Consider the following 19,784-nt stretch of genomic DNA (forward strand, 5'->3'; position numbering starts at 1 on the left):
GCTTAGTTGTAATTGTACAGTCAGCTGGAGGATGTATGGCTAAAAAAAGTCTTTTAACCGCTGCGGTGGTTATGATGTCAGCAAGTCCCACCGCCAAATCGGAAGTGAATATGCCCACTCGAACTCAAGCCCCTGTTGCCCAGAAAAAACCCATGAAACTGACCCAGCATGGTGATACTCGGGTGGATGATTATTACTGGTTAAGAGATGACAGCCGTCAGGATGAAGCTGTTTTAAGCTATTTACACCAGGAAAATGACTATACCGAGACCATGCTGTCTCACACTGCTCAATTACAACAAACCTTGTACCAAGAAATGGTCGGAAGGCTGCAGCAAAATGATCAGTCGGTGCCGTATAAAAAGAAAGATTACTGGTACAGTCACCGTTACCATGAAGGAAAAGAGCACCCGATATTGGTGCGCAATAAAGGCACAGTTAACGCCCCCGACGAATTATTGTTAGATGCCAACGAACAAGCAAAAGGGCATGATTACTACAGTTTGGGCGACACCGCGATCAGTCATAACCAAGGGTTGATGGCATTTTCTGAAGATACGCAGAGCAGGCGCTTATACACGATTCAAATTAAAGACTTACGAAGCTCAAAGCTACTAACAGATAAGCTTACGGGCACGTCAGGTTGCATGGTGTGGGCGAATGACAATAAGACCCTCTATTATGTCAAAAAAGACCCTCAAACTTTATTGCCAAATCAAGTCTATAAACACGTGATTGGCACGCCGCAGTCTGCTGATGAGCTGGTGTACGAGGAGAAAGACGCCAGTTATTATGTATCTTTGCATAAGTCGACCTCTGAGGATTATGTTGTTATTGGTATGTATGCTACCAATAGCAGCGAAGCGCGCTACATCGATGCAAACCAACCGGAGAGCGTGGTCGAAATTTTCAAACCTAGAGACGCTAAGGTTGAGTACACCCTAGACCACTTTAAAGGTCGCTTTATGGTGAAAACCAATCGCACGGGGAAAAACTTTGCCTTGTTCTCCGTGTCACCCGCTCAGCGTGGTGATTTAAGCAAATGGCAAGAGCTTGCTGCAGCGCAATCAGACGTATTACTGCAAACCTATGAATTATTTGATGATTGGTTAGTGCTCGAAGAGCGTGTGAATGGTTTAGTCCAGCTGCGCCAAGTGCATTGGCAAACCGGTAAGCAAAAGAAAATTCAATTTAACGACCCTACTTACACGGCCTGGGTGAGCTTTAACCCCGATACGAGCAGTAATAAGTTACGTTATGGTTATACGAGCTTAACCACGCCAACGAGTACTTTTGAGGTTGACCTCAACACTGACACTCAAACCACCTTAAAGCAGCAAGTCGTCAACGGTGAATTCAGCGCTGAGCATTATCAATCAGAGCGAGTCTGGGTGGCCGCCAGAGATGGCACTAAGGTACCGGTTTCTTTGGTTTACCGGCAGGATAAATTTAACCAAGATGGCAGTAATCCGCTGCTTATTTACGCGTATGGCTCATATGGCAGTTCTGAAGATGCTATGTTTTCTGCGGAGTTCTTATCCTTGCTTGATCGTGGCTTTGTATACGCCATTGCACATGTTAGAGGAGGCGAAGAGCTTGGCCGGCAGTGGTATGAAGACGGCAAATTGCAAAATAAGCAAAACACTTTTAATGACTTTATCGATGTCACTCAAGCGCTCACCAAGCAAGGTTACGGCGATAAACAAAAAGTGTTTGCTATGGGGGGCAGCGCTGGTGGTTTATTGATGGGGGTGGTCGCCAATGAAGCTCCGGAGTTGTATAAGGGAGTGGTGGCACAAGTGCCGTTTGTGGACGTGGTAACCACGATGTCGGATGAGTCTATTCCACTAACGACAGGGGAATATGATGAGTGGGGCAACCCGGCCAATTCTGATGATTATCATTACATCAAAGCTTACAGCCCTTACGATCAAGTTAAAGCGCAAGCTTACCCTAATATGTTGGTAACCACAGGTTTACATGATTCTCAGGTGCAGTATTGGGAGCCCGCTAAGTGGGTTGCCAAGCTCAGAGACCTTAAGCAAGGCGATAATATGTTGCTATTAGACGTGGACATGGAAACCGGGCATGGCGGTAAGTCGGGGCGGTTTCAGCAATATTTGGACACCGCCAAAGAGTACGCATTTATTCTTGATTTAGCTGGGATAAAGCAATAAGCAAAAGCTTACTGTGTTTGTTGCAGCAAATAAGCTTCAATGGCTTGAATCAGCGCCATTTGACTGTGTTTCATTTGTGCAAAATTGACGTCATTGGGGCTGTGTTTGAATTGTTTTATATTGGCTTCAAGTTGCTTACCCGCTACCAAACTGGCGGTGCCTTGAAGCTTGATCAATAACTCCATCACTTGTGGCAGCTTATCAGATTGATAAAGCTGCTCAATTTCTAAAAAATCATCAGCAGCGTGAAGCAAGTAGTCTTCACACAATTGCAATCGAAATGCTGCTTGGCTGATTTTTATTTCCAAAACGGTTTGATCAAATACCTGCAATCTTACTTATCCTATAGCGTTATTTGCATGCCATCACGGGCAATAATCACATTATCAGGGAGCTCAGCTAAATGATCCAGTAAATAGCAATCTAACTCATGGCTAATGTGGGTTAAGTAGGTGGTTTTTGGTGCAATATCATGATGAATTGCGAGGGCTTGCGAGAGCGTATTATGGTCTTGGTCTGCCTGGTGAGAAGGCGGATGAGTGCAATCGAGTACCAACACATCCAACTCATAGCCATACAGCATGGCGCTGGTGGTGCTCGGTAAACCACAGGTGTCACTTAAGTAGGCTAAATTTCCTTGGTGTTGCTGAAACAGGTAGCCAAAAGTTGGCCGCGAGTGATTCAGTGGCAAAGGTGTTACTTGCAAACCACCAAAGTTAAGGGTTTTAAAAGGCACCAAAGGACGCTGAAATTTAAGTGCGCCAGGATTTTCAAATACGTCTTCGAGATCTTTTTTATCTTCTGGCCCATACACAGGGATTGTAACGTGCTCAGCCTCTTTATACGCGGCCAACCCACGAATATGATTGGCGTGATAATGAGTTAAAAAAATACGTTCAAATGAACCCGCTTGTTGGCGTTGGTTCAAATCAGCCATAGTGGCGTCAATTAAACTCACGTCTAAGCCGTCGGTTATTTTACCGCTGCAAGTTAAGCGAGCGTATTGTGGTTTTTCGATGGCGCGCAGGCATGCTCGGCAGTGACAACCAGGCGCAGGTACTTGACGGCCATCTCCGGTGCCAAAAAAGGTCAGCTTCATCGTAATACATCTTCCTTGAAGTATTTAGATAGTCTTAATTTGAGCGCTGAGTCTATCAGTGTGAAGTATGAGAGGATGTGACAGTTATCTGATTCTTTCTTGTTCGATTTTATCGTTTTACCGCATTGTCGGTTTGATCACATCGGTTTCTTTTAATAATTGTAGGGCGTGCAAAGAGAAGTATTCAGGCGTGTCAGGCAGTCCTTCTAGATGAGAGATGATTTGCGGATCTTGAGTGGCTAGGTGTTCTTGGTATTGCCTACGAGACAATAAGGCATCAGCGTGCGCATGTACGCGGGGTAAAAAATCCATGGTGGCCTCCGTTAGCTAAAGCCAGTTTGGCAAAGGTTTATGACAGTAATATGTCTTACTTGGTGAATTAATGTTCATCCAAGGCTTAGGTGAGGAAACGGTAGGATGGAGGATTGTCCTTTGGTTTGTAAGACATTTGCCATTTGTTGTTTGCGATATAGATTGCGCTTTGGCTTTGTAATAAATTTAAATTGTTGTTTTAAATTGTTTTTATTTTATATGGTGGTGGTGCAATGAGTGCTATTTATTAAAAAAAGTTAATAATACATTTTTTTGATTTCGATATGGCGGTATGCTGTTTGTCATTAGAATTATACGCAGATGAAGTTTTCATCTGCGTGCTGAATTACCTTAGGGATAAGGGTAATAGTCTAGGAAGTCGGACTTTAATGAAGCAACACTTCAAGACAAAAAAAGGCAATGCCGCAGGGCATTGCCTTTTTTATTGCCTTCAATTATTGATAAGCTGCCTAAGTTAGCGGTTTTGAAGCTCATTTTTTTATAAAATACGGTTTGGCTTATTGGCTCAGGTAATATTGATTTCTATAATCTGAGCTGCCGCTGGTGCTAGTGGCTTTCAAATCAGGGATAGAATGAAGTTTACCAACCAATATATTGCGTTTATTTGCTTAAGCGTGATCGTGTCTGTTTCAGCCGTCATTCTTGGCGGGGCTTTTACTTTTCGTGAATTGGCGCTTAAGCACCAAGAAATTAAAGTTGGCGCGGTTATTGAAGTCGTCGATAAGCAGTTAAGTGCCAACAATGGACGCCCTGAATTCGCAGCTTGGCTGCCTAACTTGTTACGTGCCCAAGCGATTGTCAAAATGGAAGTCGCTAATGACAATGGCACCATCTACCGCTTTCATACTGTAGCTGAAGAAGATGAGCTGTCCTCACAGTTAAGCCATTACAAGTTTTATTTACAATCTCACCCGGGTTTCTTTGTCAAAGTTGCTGTGGATCCGCCTTTTAAGCACCTAAAGTTTGATATTGCCTCTATGTCTGGTTTGATTATTGGCTTGATCTTGGTCGTCGTGGCGCTTTCCGTCAGCTTGCGTTGGCTTAAAAAACAGCTTAAAGGCTCTGAAAAATTAGAACGCAGGGCACAGTTTATTCTCTCGGGCCAAGTTAAAAAGTATGCTCACAGAGACAACAACGAATGGCCTTTATCTGCAGCAAAAGCCATTGACGAGCTAATTGAGCAGCTGGCTGACGCCAAACAAGAGCGTAGCCGCTTTGATACTTATATTCGGGCCAATGCTTTTGTGGATGAAAAAACCAGCTTGGCGAACCGCTTAGCGTTTGAAAACCGGTTGGATGTTTCTTTGCGTGATGAAAGCGTGACGACTGGCGCGGTCATGCTGGTGGATTTAGCAGGCTTAGAAGAAGTGAACCACACACTAGGCACGGTGCAAGGCGATGAAATTCTTAACCAAGTAGCGACGATAGTGAAAAACTTTGGTTTGAAATTTAATGGTTCTTTCTTTGCTCGCTATGCCGGTGCCCAGTTCGCCATTTTATTTCCGCAAGTGTCATTGAAAGAAACCAAAGATATTGCCAATCAAATATGTAAAGTCATTGATAAAGTGCATTTACCTGAGTCCATCGATATCGAAGACTTTTATTACGTCGGTGTGACCAACTTTATCATGGGCGACCAAGCTTCTAGCGTGATTGATGACGCAGACAAAGCCGCACGAGCAGCGCGCTTAGAAGGTGCCAGTGGGTGGTACATGTTTGACCAGGAGAATATCACGCCAGATGTTGCCAAAGGCAGCATTCGTTGGCGCAGCTTACTGCGTCATACTTTGGACCATAACGGCTTAATTTTATTTCTGCAGCCTGTTTTTAGCGCCATTGATGGCCGCGAGTGTGGCCATGAAGTAGTGACGCGCATTCGTGATGAAAAAGGCAAGCTCGTCAATGCCGGAGAGTTTCAACCTATGGCTGAAAAAGTCGGTATGACGTTAGAGATTGATCGCGCCATGACGGAAAAGGCGCTCGGATTGTTGCGCCAAAGAGGCGAGCTAAGCTCGCCAATGAGTTTAAACCTTTGTGCTAGCAGTATTTGTAATAAAGAGTTTCGTCTGTGGTTGCGCTATGAACTGATGCAATTGCCTAAGCTACTACTCAATAAGCTGATGATTGAATTGCCTGAAGAACATGTCTCACGTTACCAACAAGACTTATTGCCTGCGTTACAAGCGATAAAAATGTTAGGCTGCAAGTTGGCGGTTGACCACGCCGGCCAAGACGTTATTAGTATGCAATATATTAAAGAGTGTGAAATTGACGTGCTGAAATTGCACCCTAGCTTGGTGCGAGAAATAGAACAGCGACAAGTGAATCAAATTGCTATTCGCAGCTTGATGGGCGCATGTGCTGACAGCCAAGTGCAAGTCATCGCCGTAGGCGTTGAAAACGCCGCGGAATGGGATTATCTCAAGCGTTTAGGGGTGCATGCAGGTCAAGGTTATTTCTTCTCTCCTCCAAAAGAAGTACTTTCCTAAAAAATAAATGTGAACACGGCTGGGTTTTTTTCCTGTGGTTCGGTTTAAATTCACATTTAATTTTCATTTTTTAATTCTAAGCAGTATATAATTTTGCGGAAATCGCTGTGAGCCAGTACTTGTGGTTGAGAACTCATATAAGCTCACATTTTTAGGCAATTCTTATCCTGACTTTACCGCGATAGAGTATGCTTAATTCATTAGACGGATAATCTTTAATTACAGGTAGTTACAACGAATGCTAAAAGGGCTCTTCTCTAAGTCAAGTTCAGGCTGCCTCGGGATTTATTTACGCCCTGATTATGTGGCGTTGGCAGTCTTTGAAGGCGGCCAGTTAGTCAGCAATAAAAGCGTTAGCATCCCCTCATCTGAGCAGTGGTTGACCAGTATCAGCCAGTTAGTCAGTGAGACTGGAGCCAAAAAACTGCCTGTTTCTTTAGCAATATCACCTCACTTTTATCAACAATTACAAGTTGATAAACCAAATGTGCCCAATGATGAGTTAGCCAGTGCTTTACCCTTTGCCATAAAAGATTTGATTACTGAATCGGTATTCGAACTCGCCATTGATTATTACGACGTGCCTCCTGTACCCATGATGACCGAGAAGGTAACCGTGGTTTACAGTCAAAAAAGCATTATCCAAAAAGCCGTAGATGTTATGGCTGAGTTAGACCTGCCCATTAACAACATTGCGACAGAAGAGCTTGCCTTAACCAATTTAATGACGGCTGAAAAAGAAACGCAAATGTTAATTCATCAAGTACAAGGCGATGACGTAGTGGTGTCGATAGTGCGGGATAACATGTTGTATTTTAGCCGAAAAATTCGTGGCTTTCAGGCGTTAGGCCAACAAGTTGAGCCACTCGATACCTTTTTAATGGACGGTCTAGGACTTGAGTTGCAGCGCTCGCTAGATTACGTCATCGGTCAATTGAAAATTGCCGACGTCAGCAAGATATTACTTGCTGTGCCTGGTGAAAGCGGTGACTTGATTGCCAGTAATTTGTCTGAGACCTTGGACCGAAAAGTCGACGTTTTTCAATTCCAGCAGCAAGGCGTGGATGTTAATGCCATGCCTGCCATTGGTGCGGGGGTCAGCCAATGAAAACTCGCGTTAACCTCTATACCCAAGATTTCGTAAAGAAAAAAGAAGTATTGTCTTTGCTGCAAATGGTTTATGTATGGGCAGCCCTGTTGGTGTTAACGGTGTTGGGTTACAGCTATTACCAGTGGCAACTGACGTCTGCTCGAGCAGAGCAACAAGCCAGCGCCAATCAACTGCAGCGGCAACAAGCAGAACTAGAACAGCTCAATCAGAGGGTGAGCGAGCACTTACCTTCAAAGCGCCTACAGCAAGAGCTGACCTATAAAAAAGCTGAGTTAGCGGCTAAGCAGAAATTACTTGGTGCGGTATTAGGCCGAGAGCAGCTGAAAAATAATGGCTTTGCGGCGGTATTAACCGATTTAGCCAAACTGAATGACAAAGATATTCGCTTAACGCAATTTGCGATAGAGCAAGGCAACGTGAGTTTATCGGGCATTGCTTACGCCAATGATGCGGTGCCGCGTTGGGTTAAAAGTTTTAAACAAAGTGAAACGTTAGCCGGGCAAGAGTTTTCCTTACTCAAGGTGAGTCGCGATGAGAATGAAGAATTGAGCTTTCAGTTGATAGCGAACACCGTAAAGGAGGCCAAGCAATGAATGGCTGGCAAGGCTTAACCGAAAAAGTCGCTGCGTTGTCGATTCGTGAACGGGTCATGGTCTTTATTACCGGGTGTGTGATCATCGCGTTTCCGGGTTACAGTTATTTTATTGAGCCGGCACAAAAACGTTTCAATCAGCAACAAGTATTGCATCAACAAAACTTACAGCAACAAACTCGAGTGAAAGGGGAAATTGATATCGCGCAGATCTTGCTCAAGCGCGATCCTGATGAGCCGGCTCGCAATGCGTTAAAGGTCATTTTGCAAAGTATTCAGCAAACGGATTTACAGCTTAACCAAGGCACGGTTGACCTTATTTCTTCTGACAAAATGGCCGCAGCATTAGAGCAATTACTGAATCGCAGTCAGAAGCTCAAATTAGTTGAATTAAGCTCAATTGCACCGACGCCTTTGTTGCCTACTGAAGGTGACTTTAGTGAAGACATTAATTTATTTCAGCACGGCTTAAAACTTAAGTTTACCGGCCAATACTTCTCAATTCGCAGTTATTTAACTGAATTAGAGCAATTACCTGAAAAGTTTTACTGGCAGTCTTTGCGGTATCAAGTGCAGCAGTACCCGCAAGCAGAAGTAGAGCTGTATATCTATACCTTAAGTACAAATAAGGACTTTATTCGTGGTTAGATGGCTTGGCGTTTTGACGCTGTTTTGCAGTTGTTTGGCATTTGCAGGTGAGAGTGAGCTGCAAGACCCTACCGCGCCCAAAAATCAAACTAAAGTTGTCACCACGAAAAAGTCGGTGGGCTTACCCAACTTACAAAGTATTGTAATTAGTCAAAATAAACGCGCCGCGTTAATCAACAATCGCCAGTACCGTGTCGGGCAGTACGTCTCGGGTTATAAGGTGATCAAAATAGACAGCAATCAAGTGTGGTTAGAAAAAGATGGCAAGACAGTCAGATTATCCGTATTTGGAACCGCATATTGGAAGCGATAAGAAAGGATGAGAGTTAAGGTGGATGCAGAATGAAAAATAGTGCCCTGATAGTGTTAGCACTGCTGTTATCAGCGTGTAAAGCCACTGAGACTTTAGATGCTCAGGTGCAAAAAGACACGCTCAATGAGTCGGTTGCGCAAAACGAAGCCAATAACGCGCCGCAAGACATTCCTGTGCCCGATACAGTATTGAATGAGTTGTTACCAGAAGCCGGCTTGACCACTAGCCCTCAACGTAATTATGAAAAACGTTTTCAAGTCTCGGCAAAGGGCGTTGATGCGACTCAATTTTTTGGCTCTATTGTACAAGACACCCCTTTTAGCGCGGCGATACATCCTGGCGTGGAAGGACGTATCACCCTTAATTTACGTGATGTTACTTTAGATGAAGTGTTTTCGGTGGTGAAAGACATCTACGGTTATGACATTCAACGTAAAGGGCGTATTTATCACATCTACCCAGCCGGTATGCGAGTAGAAACCTTCTCGATGAACTACTTATTAATGAATCGAGACGGGGCTACAAAGACTACAGTGGCAACCGGCCATTTAGCTGACCAAGACAATAGTAATAATAATAGTGACAGTGATTTTGGTAACTCTGATTCTAGTAGCTCTAACTCCAACTCTAACTCAAATTCTAGTTCCAGCAACGGTGGCAGCAATACCAATGGCACACGTATTATTACGCGCACCAATACGACGTATTGGGAAACCTTGCAGACAGCCTTAAACGATCTTGTCGGCACGGGTGAAGGCCGCAAAGTGATTCTCAACCCAATGGCAGGTTTGGTCACGGTGAAGGCGTTTCCTCATGAGTTAAAAATTGTTGAGGATTTTCTGAACAAGTCTGAACAGCATCTGCATCGCCAAGTCATTCTTGAAACACAAATTATTGAAGTTATTCTCGATAATAACTACCAGCAGGGTATTTCGTGGGAAAATGCTGGCGGCACAGCCAACACCACCAATATTATTTATGACAGCGCCCATAAAATTGCTGAGAATGTGATTCGTAATACCATTGGCGGCGGCGGTGCGATTACCATCTCCAACGGTGATTTTACAGCCGTAGTTTCGTTACTTGAAACACAAGGGGATGTTAACGTACTTTCTAAACCGCGCATTACCGCAACCAATAATCAAAAAGCCGTGATCAAAGTCGGTAACGATGAGTATTTTGTAACAGATGTTTCTACCACAACGGTAACAGGCACGGCGACTACGTCGACGCCGAACGTAGAGTTAACGCCATTCTTCTCAGGTATCTCGTTAGACGTTACGCCGCAAATAGACGCTGATGGCGGCGTATTATTACATGTTCACCCGTCTATCATTGATATTAAAGAGCAGCAAAAAACCATTAGTTTTCGTTCTACGACTGGAGGTGGCGATGGTGCCATTACCGCTGATGACGGTTTAGTTATCCCAGTAGCGCAAAGCGAGGTACGAGAATCTGACACCATAGTGAAGGCGCAAACAAATGACGTGATAGTGATCGGTGGTCTCATGAAAACGGCGACCCGTGACATCGTTTCAAAAACGCCTTTCTTAGGTGATATTCCTTGGGTGGGTGAGCTGTTTACCAACCGCACTAAGGAATCATTTAAAACAGAGTTAGTCATTTTACTTAAACCAACCGTGGTTGAAGACGGCACTTGGAGCAAAGAGCTGCAAAAATCGTCTGAATTACTCGAGAAATGGTACCCAGCGCAGTAATGATGTATTTAGATCATTTCGGTTTGCATTCTCTGCCGTTTACTTTAACGCCAGACACCGAATTTTTTTTCCCCTTGCAGCCTCACCAAGAAGCGCTGCAAGTGGTGTTATCTGCGCTGAATGGCGGAGAAGGCATCATTAAAGTAGTGGGGGAAGTGGGCACAGGTAAAACATTGATTTGCCGAAAAGTTATGCGAGAGCTGCCCGAGGACTATTATTGTTTTTTCTTCCCTAACCCTTACCTGACCGCGACGGAGTTAAGACAAGAGATTGGCAAGCGCTTAAAGCTGGACGCGCAGCAATATGAAGATCAGGCAAGCCTAACCGATGCAATTGAAAGGCGAATCAAAATGGTTCGCCAGCGCGGCAAAAAAATGGTGATTTGTATCGACGAAAGCCAGGCGTTACCTGATGAAACACTTGAAGCATTGCGTTTATTCACCAATCTAGAAACTGAAAAGGAGAAATTGGTACAGGTCATATTATTTGGCCAACCTGAGTTGGATGCTCGCTTGTCTCAAGATAAGTTTCGTCAACTAAAACAAAGGATAAGCTTCAGTTATGAGCTTCGTACTTTGCAGCAAAACGAAGCCAATGATTATATTCGCCATCGCTTGATGGTTTCAGGCTATCGCGGCGCGCCAATTTTCAGTGATCAAGCGGTGCGGGTGATTTGGCGTGCCAGTCATGGCGTGCCAAGGCTAATCAACGTGTTATGTCACAAGTCGATGATGCTTTGTTATGGCAAAGGCATCAGTTTAATTGAGCCTGCGGTAGCCAAATTGGCTGTGCAGGACACCGAAGGCGTAATCAGCAAGCGTCGCTACCCCAATTGGGTTTATGCACTAGCAGTGCTCGTCTCGTTAGAAATCATCGTATTAGCATACTGGTGGTGGGGGCAGTCACTATGAGTGTCATCAATCAAATGAATAAAGACCTTGCCCAGCGCCAACAAAGTCAAGTCAGTCCCGTCGTCGGTTCTGTGCCACGTCAATGGCGCCAGCAATGGCCATTGATAGCGGGCATCGGCCTATTTATTTTACTGACGGGTTGCATTGGCTATTTTGTTATCTGGCCTTGGTGGCAACCTTCCAGTCATGAAGCTCGCCACACGGCGCAAAATGTTGTGAATGAAACTGCCGCGCTTCATTCGCTTAGCAGTGTTACCCCTGAGCCAAAGCTTGTGCCAACGCCTCAGGTTACTAAGGCTGAGGAAGTCGGTGAGCAAGATATTCAATTAGCCATAGACAAAGATTTATATGTGGCGCTAAACGATGGCAGCGGCGCAAAAATACACATAAAAAATCAGAGTGTGAGCATTATTAATGCTGACGGCACCAAGACATTACTGACGCTACAACCTGAAGCCACTCCTGTGCCAGCAACCCCAGAGCCGAAACCAACACCCTTAGCAATAATAACAGCCAAACCCAAGGCGCTTCCCAAACCTGTGGCGCCAGAGGTTGTCATTAAGGCGAGTACACAAGCACCTTTACCTCAGCCGCAACTTGCAGCGGATAAATATCAAGACAAAGCGAAAGATACCGGCCAGCCGGGCAAGCTGAAGATTAAATCGGTGCAACTGAGCTCTGATGAGTTATATGCGTTACATTTAAAGCAAGCTCGAGCGGCCAAAAATAAAGGCGACTTAAGTGTAGCGGAAGGAAAGTTTGAAAAAGCGCTGCGTATCAAGCCCCGTGATGAAGTGGTGCGTAAAGAGCTCGCGGCGCTGAAGTATGGTCGTGGCAGTGAAGCGCAAGCGATGTTATTACTGCAAAAAGGCATCGAGTTAGTGCCTGATAGTGCCGATTTTAGACTTATGTTAGCCCGGATTTATATGAAATCTGGCGACCGCGAAGGAGCGGTCAGTCTATTAGACAGTTACAGTCCAGAGGTGGTGGCAAATTTAGATTATTACGCCACGCTCGCAGCGTTGTCACAGCAGCTAAAAATGGATGACAAAGCCATCAAAGCTTACCTAGAGCTGGCGCGTCGGCAGCCTTACCAAGCTAAATGGTGGTTAGGTTTGGCCATTAGCCAAGACCGAACCGGCATGCGCGAAGAAGCGTTAACGAGTTATCAGCAGGCTGATGTTATCGGTGGTTTATCGCCGTCATCAAGCCAATACATCAAGCAAAGAATTGCTAAGTTGGAGCCTTAAGTTATGGCGCAACCGAAACTGAAAAAACGCCTTGGCGACTTGTTAGTCGAAGACAACATTATTAGCGAAGAGCAGCTAATGCAAGCCTTGTCGGAGCAGCGCAATACCGGGCGAAAATTAGGGGCAACCTTGCAAGCGCTGGGCTTTTTGAGCGAGCAACAAATGCTGAGCTTCTTGTCACGGCAGCTCGATATTCCTTTGCTGGATCTCAGTCAGTTACGAATTGATCCCAAAGTGGTTGAGTTAATTCCCGAGGTACACGCGCGTCGATTGAGAGCGTTAGCGGTACACGATGATGGCCAGTTTGTGACGGTCGCGATGTCGGATCCTGCTGATTTGCAAGCACTGGATCGCATTAACTCCATTATGCCTCAGCGCCAGATAAAACTGGCAGTAAGCCGCGAGTCTCAGTTGGTGGAGTCGTTCGACCGCCTTTATCGTCGAACCAAAGAAATTGCCTCGTTTGCCGAGCAGTTGCAAGAGGAGCATGGCGATGATAACAGCGTAGATTTAGACTTTGGTGGCTTAGACAGCGGTGGCTCAGAAGCGACCGTGGTGAAGCTGTTGCAATCCTTATTTGAAGATGCGGTGCAAGTTGGCGCATCGGATATTCACATTGAGCCAGAAGAAAAGCTGCTGCGTATACGCCAACGTGTTGATGGCGTTTTACAAGAAAGCGTACTGGATGAAGCCAGCATTGTTAGCGCGCTGGTGTTACGCCTCAAGCTGATGGCTGGTATGGATATTTCAGAAAAACGCTTACCGCAAGACGGCCGTTTTAACATGACCATTCGTGGCCACAGTATTGACGTGCGGGTTTCAACCATGCCGGTGCAATTTGGTGAGTCTGTGGTGATGCGACTACTGGATCAAAGTGCCGGTATTTTGTCCTTAGAACAAACCGGCATGCCCGCAGATTTACTGCCGCGTTTTCGCAGGCAACTCAAGCGTCCTCATGGCATGATTTTGGTAACAGGACCAACCGGTAGCGGTAAAACAACATCGTTATACGGCGCTTTGTCTGAGTTGAACGAGCCAGGCAAGAAAATTATCACGGTAGAAGATCCGGTGGAATATCGCTTACCGCGGATCAATCAGGTCCAAGTTAACAGCAAAATAGGCCTTAACTTTTCCTCCATTCTTAAAACCACCTTACGACAAGATCCCGACATTCTATTGGTGGGGGAGATGCGTGATCACGAAACCGTAGAAATTGGCCTCAGAGGCGCGCTAACAGGTCACCTCGTCTTGTCTACTTTGCACACCAATGATGCGGTAACCAGTGCATTGCGCTTAATCGACATGGGCGCGCCGGGTTATTTGGTGGCCAGCTCATTGCGAGCCATTATTGCCCAGCGTTTGGTGCGCAAAGTGTGTGAAAATTGTAAAGCGCCTTTGGAACCAGAGCTGAGCGAACGGGTTTGGTTAGAAAATTTGTCTAAAATGTCCTTGGCAGAGCGAACCTTTTATAAGGGCAACGGTTGTCAAAACTGTAACTTTACCGGTTATAAAGGCCGGGTCGGGGTATTTGAAATGCTAGAGCTTGATGATGCCATGATGGAGGCATTGCGCCGCGACGATCCTGAAGGCTTCTCTCAAGCAGCTAAAGCCAACAAGAGTTACCGCCCTTTGGCCATGGCGGCATTAGATTACGCGATTGCAGGCGTGACCTCGCTGGAAGAAGTATTGCGTTTGGTTGAGCAGGTGGACTTATGGCAACAGCAAGAGGCTGACGCTTAATGCCGGTGTTTGACTACAAGGGCCGTGACGCCCAAGGAGGCCAAGTTTCAGGGCAACTTGAAAGCTCAGATGAAGCTACTGTGGCAGATGCCTTGATGCGCCGAGGCATCATGCCTACCAGCATAAAGCCAGGCCGTGCTAAAAGTGATTTTGATTTGAGCGTGTGGTTAGAGCGCAGCGTGCCGCTGGATCAAATGGTGATATTTACGCGCCAAATGTACTCATTAACCAAGGCCGGTATCCCTATCATTCGGGCGATTAATGGTTTAGCTGAATCCAGTCATAGTAAGTTATTACAACGCACCTTGCATGATGTGTCAGAGCAAATGCGTAACGGTCGGCCGCTAGCGGTCGCGATGCAAGGGCATCCCAAAGTCTTCAATACCTTGTTTTTATCGATCGTGAACGTGGGTGAAAATACAGGTCAACTTGATAAAGCCTTTTTACAACTGTCTGAGTACCTTGAGTTAGAACAAGAAACTCAAAAGCGGGTAAAAGCGGCGATGCGCTACCCCAGTTTTGTATTAATGGCGTTAGTGGCCGCGATGGTTATTCTTAACATCTTTGTCATACCCACTTTCGCCGGTATGTTTGCTAAGTTTGGCGTCGACTTGCCTTTGCCGACGCGCATTTTAATGACCACCTCGTCGGTGTTTGTGAATTATTGGCATTGGATGTTGATTGGGTGTATTGCGGTATATTTTGGCATTAAGTCTTGGCTGAAAACGGATCGCGGGCGCTTCACTTGGGACAGATACAAGCTGCGCTTGCCTATCGTGGGCGACATATTAAACCGTACTTTATTGGCACGTTATTCGCGCAGTTTTTCGATGATGTTAACCGCAGGGGTACCGCTAAATTCAGCGCTTAGCTTTGTCGCACAAGCCACTGATAACGCGTTTATGGCAGACCGTATTGTCGGTATGCGTGAAGGCATTGAACGTGGCGAAAGCTTGCTGCGTACGTCAAATAACAGCGGTTTATTTACTCCCTTGGTGCTGCAAATGATTGCTGTAGGGGAAGAAACGGGCCAAGTGGATGAGCTGCTACAAGAAGCGGCGGAGTTTTATGAGCGAGAAGTGGATTACGACTTAAAAAGCTTAACCGCCAAAATAGAGCCTATTCTAATTGCTATCGTGGCCGGCATGGTATTGATTCTTGCGTTGGGCATATTTACGCCTATGTGGGACATGATGAAAGCGTTCAAAGGCGGCTAAAAATGAACGCAAAAGCGGAAATGATTGAAATTTTACGGAGTTTTGGCATTAAACAAGTGCTTTGGACGGTAGTATTAACCTTAGTCTTAGTATTTTTGTTTTATTACCAGAGTCAAAGATCCGTCATAGATCAAACCAGTTTAGAGCTCACCAGCAATCGCTTTTCGCAAGCCGTCGCTGAAATACACTTGCAATGGCTCAAAGAAGGTAAGCCTAAGCAACTGAACTGGAATGAAAAACAGGTTTTTTTAAGCGATGAAGGTTGGCCCGTGTCGCTGAATGATAAAAATGTTGGCCTAAATTGTGCTTTACTTTGGCAAGGCTTCATTGACGAACAATTGGAACTGAATCAGAAAGCCCTGAATATTAATGTGCTTCCTGATACTGGCGGTAAGGATGCAGGCTGTATTTATTACTTGCCCGATGTGATGGGCTTTGAATATTGGTCAAAAAGCGGCAGCGTGACATTAAAATCTATGGGTGAGACGCTGCAATAAGCAAAAATACTGTTATATAATCTCGCTAAGCGTTAAATAATTAGCGACTATGAGGCTTAAATGAATAAAAACTCAGGTTTTTCTCTTATCGAATTAGTGATTGTAGTGGTGGTACTTGGCATTCTTGCCGTGACAGCACTGCCGCGCTTTTTAGACGTTACAGAGGAAGCAAAAAATGCCAGCCTTGAAGGCGTTGCCGGCGGCTTTGCGACCGGAGTTTCATTGACAAGGGCGCAGTGGGAAGCCATTGGTCGCTCTAAAGAAGCAGGTAAAAATGTGGTGAGCTATGATGGCTCGAAACTGTATTTAACCACGCCAACCTCTGCAGAGGTTAGCGCAGGTACAGTTTCACCAGGTTATCCTGTAACAAACCAAAATGAAGACGTTGCCCCGGGCAGCCTCACGGCTGTGAAATGTGAGTCGGTTTGGCGTTCTATTTTGCAGAACCCACCGCGTATATCAAGCTCGTTCGGTGATGTACGCACTCAAGGCGACTTCTTTAAGTATTACGTGACTACGACAAGTAGCGGCACGGAAACGAGCTGTTTATTTTATTTGGTAAACAGTCTTAACAAAGACACGGATGGTCTGTATGTAGATCCTGGTTCGGATACTACGCAATTTAAAAACTTTACCTACAAACCGGCAACGGGTCAGGTATCGGCTAATATTAATTAAAATTGTTAAATCCTTAAGGAAAACAACATGAAACAAGCGTTAAACAAACAATCTGGTTTTACTCTTATCGAGTTAGTTATTGTTATTATCGTACTAGGTATCTTAGCAGCCACTGCAGCCCCTAAGTTTATTGACCTGCAAACAGACGCTCGCCAATCAGCCTTGAATGGCCTAAAAGCGGCATTAGAAGGCGGTGCAACGCTTACTTACGCAAAAGCGGCGATTGCAGGTAAAGAAAAAGATGCTACTGCCGCCGATTTAGATGTTGATGGAAGAACTGTGAATATTATTTTCGGTTATCCGACAGCTCTTAATGTTGGTATTGGCGCTGCAGTTGATCTGAGCTCAGGAGACTGGGCTACTACTGAAGTAGCTGCAGCTGGTGGTGAGCCTGCAATTTTGCAAATTGCTGCGACTGGCACTACCCCGGAGACAAACGGCTCTTGTTGGGTTGAGTATGCTGAAACGGAAACTGCCACTGATAGACCTGTTATTAGTATTGTTGGACTAGATAGTACTGGTGCTGATACTACTGAATGCCCATAAATAATATGCAATGCCAATTTACCAACAGAAAGTAAATTCTTCTAAGCTCACCGGCTTTACTCTAGTAGAGCTGGTGATCGTTATTATTTTACTTGGTATTTTAGCGGCATATGCTTTACCCAAACTGCTGTCTTCCAGTGGTTTTGAAGATTACGCAGTGCGAGATCAGTTAATCACTCGCCTGCGCCTTACCCAATTACAAAATATGAATGCGGATCCCAGCAACAATGCCACGAGCAACGCTTGCTATTGGACCGTGATTAAACAAGACGCTCCCAACTCTTGCATTTACTCTTATGAAACTGCTCGCTTAGCCAATGGTGGGTCGCAGTGCTCTGCGCCTGATACTGGCTTATCTTGCAGTGCTTCAGCACCAGAACATCAAAGTGACCCTTACGGTTTAATTACTTTTGCAAATAAAGTCAGCATTACTACGGGGAACTTTCTGTTTGATTTTCATGGCAGAGAAACCCAAGCCTGCGCCACTTTCCCTTGCCAAATTGATATTGACTCAGGCAATAGCCTCAGTGTAGAGATTGAGCAGGAAGGTTATATTCATGCGAATTAAACCTGCTTATTTTACCCCTGCGTTATGTCAGCTCGGCTTCACCTTAGTGGAGCTAGTAGTAGGCATTGTCGTGATGGCGGTGGCATTCACTATTATCACTACTATGTTGGTTACCCAAAGCCGCGACAGCATCGACCCGTTACACCAAATGCGCGCAGCAGAGTTAGCGCAAAGTGTGTTAAATGAAATTGTGGGCCGTTCATACGATGAAAACTCTGATCATAATGGTGGCGTGTATCGCTGTGGTGAGCAATGGTGGCAAGGACCTGCGCTGGCTTCTGGTAGCAGTTGGTATGATTTTACCAATCAACAATGGCAACTTTGGCAAGTAAGCGACACTGTGACTGACGTGCCGTGTTCGGTGACTTTGGGAAAAGATAGCGGTGAGCAGCGCAGTGGGGGCACCAATAATTACAATGATGTCGATGACTATATCACCGCAAGCGGTAGCTTTGTCAGTGCGGTAGACTTTGGCGATGCCACGGGTCAACCTTTGTCTGATGTGTATCGCAACTTTGACATTCGTATTCAAGTATCGAAAGATTTTACCTTTGGATCAGGTAACGATAGCGCCAAACGAATTGACTTAACGGTGCGCACGCCTAAAGGTAATGAAATTGATTTCTCCGCCTATCGGGGGAATTACTGATGTATTGCCAATGTCTAAACCGTAATAGCCGGGGGTTCACTTTAGTTGAGCTGGTGATTGTGATCATTATGCTGGCCATTCTTGGCGTGGCTGTAACCAACTATATTGGCTTTGGCACCTTGTTGTACCGAGATGTCGCTGAGCGGGAAGAGATCCTTGCCAGTGCTCGCTTTTCGATTGAGCGACTCAACCGAGAGGTGAGGGCGTCGCTGCCTAATAGCCAACAAACTTCGAATGATGGTAACTGTTTGCGTTTTGTGCCTGTGTTAGACTCAAGCACTTACGTTGACTTTCCTATTTCCCCCAACGTCGCCAGTGATAATGGCAGCTTAATCGCTTTTAACCAGTATCAATTTTCGCCAAATCAAGGCCAGCAAATTAGTGTATACAATTTAAATGCGAGTGATATTTATAGCTTCACCCCGACTTCCTTGGTTGGGGTGAAAAGTTATACACCGCCTTCATCGGGTAATATTGCCAGTTTAGAATTTACTTCAACTATCCGCTTTCCACTTGCTTCGCCATCACAACGTGTGTTTGTGGTGGCAAGGCCGGTGCAATATTGTGTGTCTAACGGGCAACTAACTCGAACGGTTTCCTCTTGGCCAACAGAAACCGGAGTACCCAACATATCGAGTTTAATGGCTGAGAATATCACGGTGCTAAACGCCACTGATCCTAATTTTCAGCCAGTATTTGAAGTGATAGAAGCCGACCTAAGCCGAAATGGCATGGTGAAGATATTTCTCAATTTTAGCCGTGACGGTGGCGCTGAGTCATTGGTCTTCCACCATGGGATCCATATTCAAAATGTACCCTAAGCGCCCGAACTCACACTTATTATCACTGTCACTGCAAGGCGGCAGTGCTATTGTCATCGCGGTATTTATCATAGTGGTGATGTCTTTATTGGCCGCGGCGTTAACTCGCATGTTACAAGACTCGCAAGACAGTATTGCTTATGAAGTGTATGGCACAAGGGCATATTTGGCCGCCAATGCCGGCATAGAACACGGTTTTGTAAAGTTATTTCCTCTCGGTGGCGGCAGCGAGGTATGTAACAGCGTCACTGTGCTCGATTTATCTGCTCAAACTGCGTTTCATGGCTGCACCGTTAATTACAGTTGCAATGAAATAACTGAAACCGCCATCAATTTGAAGCAATATCGCTTAGAAAGCACTGCTCAGTGTGACGCAGGTAAATTTGTTACCCGGCGAAAAATACAAGCTCAAGCGAAGGAGTTGTAG

21 protein-coding genes are annotated in these 19,784 nt (G+C 45.4%); 18 read left to right on the forward strand and 3 right to left on the reverse strand.

Features of this window, described 5'->3' with window-relative positions:
- Positions 1-35: 35 nt before the first annotated feature.
- Positions 36-2,177 carry a S9 family peptidase gene (locus D1Z90_RS04790; protein ID WP_119909610.1) on the forward strand — a complete coding sequence of 714 codons (2,142 nt, stop codon included), beginning with the start codon at positions 36-38 and terminating at the stop codon, positions 2,175-2,177.
- Positions 2,178-2,185: 8 nt separating this feature from the next.
- On the opposite strand, the gene D1Z90_RS04795 is transcribed toward D1Z90_RS04790, so the two are convergent.
- The 3 genes from D1Z90_RS04795 to D1Z90_RS04805 all read right to left on the reverse strand — a co-directional run bounded on the left by D1Z90_RS04795 (position 2,186) and on the right by D1Z90_RS04805 (position 3,588).
- The gene (locus D1Z90_RS04795; protein ID WP_119909611.1) at positions 2,186-2,509 is read right to left on the reverse strand and encodes a hypothetical protein; all 324 of its coding nucleotides are present in this window, start codon (positions 2,507-2,509) and stop codon (positions 2,186-2,188) included.
- Positions 2,510-2,520: 11 nt separating this feature from the next.
- On the reverse strand, positions 2,521-3,276 hold the full coding sequence (gene phnP / locus D1Z90_RS04800; protein WP_119909612.1) for a phosphonate metabolism protein PhnP: 756 nt from the start codon (positions 3,274-3,276) through the stop codon (positions 2,521-2,523).
- A 117-nt stretch (positions 3,277-3,393) separates the two neighbouring features.
- Positions 3,394-3,588 carry a hypothetical protein gene (locus D1Z90_RS04805; protein ID WP_119909613.1) on the reverse strand — a complete coding sequence of 65 codons (195 nt, stop codon included), beginning with the start codon at positions 3,586-3,588 and terminating at the stop codon, positions 3,394-3,396.
- Positions 3,589-4,181: 593 nt separating this feature from the next.
- Here D1Z90_RS04805 and D1Z90_RS04810 point away from each other — a divergent pair.
- From D1Z90_RS04810 to D1Z90_RS04890, 17 genes are all read left to right on the forward strand, one after another.
- Positions 4,182-6,098, forward strand: a complete 1,917-nt coding sequence (locus tag D1Z90_RS04810; protein WP_119909614.1) for an EAL domain-containing protein — start codon at positions 4,182-4,184, stop codon at positions 6,096-6,098.
- A 238-nt stretch (positions 6,099-6,336) separates the two neighbouring features.
- A complete protein-coding gene (locus D1Z90_RS04815) occupies positions 6,337-7,206 on the forward strand; it encodes a type IV pilus biogenesis protein PilM (RefSeq protein ID WP_119909615.1) in 870 nt (289 codons plus the stop codon).
- Positions 7,203-7,802 carry a PilN domain-containing protein gene (locus tag D1Z90_RS04820; RefSeq protein ID WP_119909616.1) on the forward strand — a complete coding sequence of 200 codons (600 nt, stop codon included), beginning with the start codon at positions 7,203-7,205 and terminating at the stop codon, positions 7,800-7,802. Before D1Z90_RS04815 ends, D1Z90_RS04820 begins: the two co-directional genes overlap by 4 nt.
- Positions 7,799-8,449, forward strand: coding sequence for a type II secretion system protein GspM (locus D1Z90_RS04825; protein ID WP_119909617.1), 651 nt, complete (start codon positions 7,799-7,801; stop codon positions 8,447-8,449). Before D1Z90_RS04820 ends, D1Z90_RS04825 begins: the two co-directional genes overlap by 4 nt.
- The gene (locus tag D1Z90_RS04830; RefSeq protein WP_119909618.1) at positions 8,442-8,762 is read left to right on the forward strand and encodes an MSHA biogenesis protein MshK; all 321 of its coding nucleotides are present in this window, start codon (positions 8,442-8,444) and stop codon (positions 8,760-8,762) included. The genes D1Z90_RS04825 and D1Z90_RS04830 overlap by 8 nt, the downstream gene beginning before the upstream one ends.
- Positions 8,763-8,791: 29 nt before the next feature.
- Positions 8,792-10,480 carry a pilus (MSHA type) biogenesis protein MshL gene (mshL, locus tag D1Z90_RS04835; protein WP_119909619.1) on the forward strand — a complete coding sequence of 563 codons (1,689 nt, stop codon included), beginning with the start codon at positions 8,792-8,794 and terminating at the stop codon, positions 10,478-10,480.
- Positions 10,480-11,391 (forward strand): ExeA family protein, encoded by a 912-nt coding sequence (locus D1Z90_RS04840; protein ID WP_232525200.1) that lies wholly within the window; start codon positions 10,480-10,482, stop codon positions 11,389-11,391. The genes mshL and D1Z90_RS04840 overlap by 1 nt, the downstream gene beginning before the upstream one ends.
- Positions 11,388-12,641: a tetratricopeptide repeat protein gene (locus tag D1Z90_RS04845; protein ID WP_119909620.1), complete on the forward strand. Its 1,254-nt coding sequence runs from the start codon at positions 11,388-11,390 to the stop codon at positions 12,639-12,641. Before D1Z90_RS04840 ends, D1Z90_RS04845 begins: the two co-directional genes overlap by 4 nt.
- A 3-nt stretch (positions 12,642-12,644) precedes the next feature.
- Positions 12,645-14,381 (forward strand): GspE/PulE family protein, encoded by a 1,737-nt coding sequence (locus D1Z90_RS04850; RefSeq protein ID WP_119909621.1) that lies wholly within the window; start codon positions 12,645-12,647, stop codon positions 14,379-14,381.
- Complete coding sequence (locus D1Z90_RS04855) at positions 14,381-15,598, forward strand: type II secretion system F family protein (RefSeq protein ID WP_119909622.1); 1,218 nt, start codon at positions 14,381-14,383, stop codon at positions 15,596-15,598. The genes D1Z90_RS04850 and D1Z90_RS04855 overlap by 1 nt, the downstream gene beginning before the upstream one ends.
- A 2-nt stretch (positions 15,599-15,600) precedes the next feature.
- A complete protein-coding gene (locus D1Z90_RS04860; protein WP_119909623.1) occupies positions 15,601-16,095 on the forward strand; it encodes a hypothetical protein in 495 nt (164 codons plus the stop codon).
- 60 nt (positions 16,096-16,155) lie between these two features.
- Positions 16,156-16,773, forward strand: coding sequence for a prepilin-type N-terminal cleavage/methylation domain-containing protein (locus tag D1Z90_RS04865; RefSeq protein ID WP_119909624.1), 618 nt, complete (start codon positions 16,156-16,158; stop codon positions 16,771-16,773).
- 27 nt (positions 16,774-16,800) lie between these two features.
- The gene (locus D1Z90_RS21910; RefSeq protein ID WP_119909625.1) at positions 16,801-17,319 is read left to right on the forward strand and encodes a type II secretion system protein; all 519 of its coding nucleotides are present in this window, start codon (positions 16,801-16,803) and stop codon (positions 17,317-17,319) included.
- 10 nt (positions 17,320-17,329) lie between these two features.
- On the forward strand, positions 17,330-17,887 hold the full coding sequence (locus tag D1Z90_RS21915) for a type II secretion system protein (protein WP_119909626.1): 558 nt from the start codon (positions 17,330-17,332) through the stop codon (positions 17,885-17,887).
- Positions 17,877-18,536: a type IV pilus modification PilV family protein gene (locus D1Z90_RS04880; RefSeq protein ID WP_119909627.1), complete on the forward strand. Its 660-nt coding sequence runs from the start codon at positions 17,877-17,879 to the stop codon at positions 18,534-18,536. Before D1Z90_RS21915 ends, D1Z90_RS04880 begins: the two co-directional genes overlap by 11 nt.
- Positions 18,536-19,357: a PilW family protein gene (locus D1Z90_RS04885; RefSeq protein WP_119909628.1), complete on the forward strand. Its 822-nt coding sequence runs from the start codon at positions 18,536-18,538 to the stop codon at positions 19,355-19,357. Before D1Z90_RS04880 ends, D1Z90_RS04885 begins: the two co-directional genes overlap by 1 nt.
- Positions 19,329-19,784, forward strand: coding sequence for an MSHA biogenesis protein MshP (locus D1Z90_RS04890; protein ID WP_147378731.1), 456 nt, complete (start codon positions 19,329-19,331; stop codon positions 19,782-19,784). The genes D1Z90_RS04885 and D1Z90_RS04890 overlap by 29 nt, the downstream gene beginning before the upstream one ends.

The organism is Motilimonas pumila, from assembly GCF_003596335.1.
Lineage (GTDB): Bacteria > Pseudomonadota > Gammaproteobacteria > Enterobacterales > CBDFNC01 > Motilimonas > Motilimonas pumila.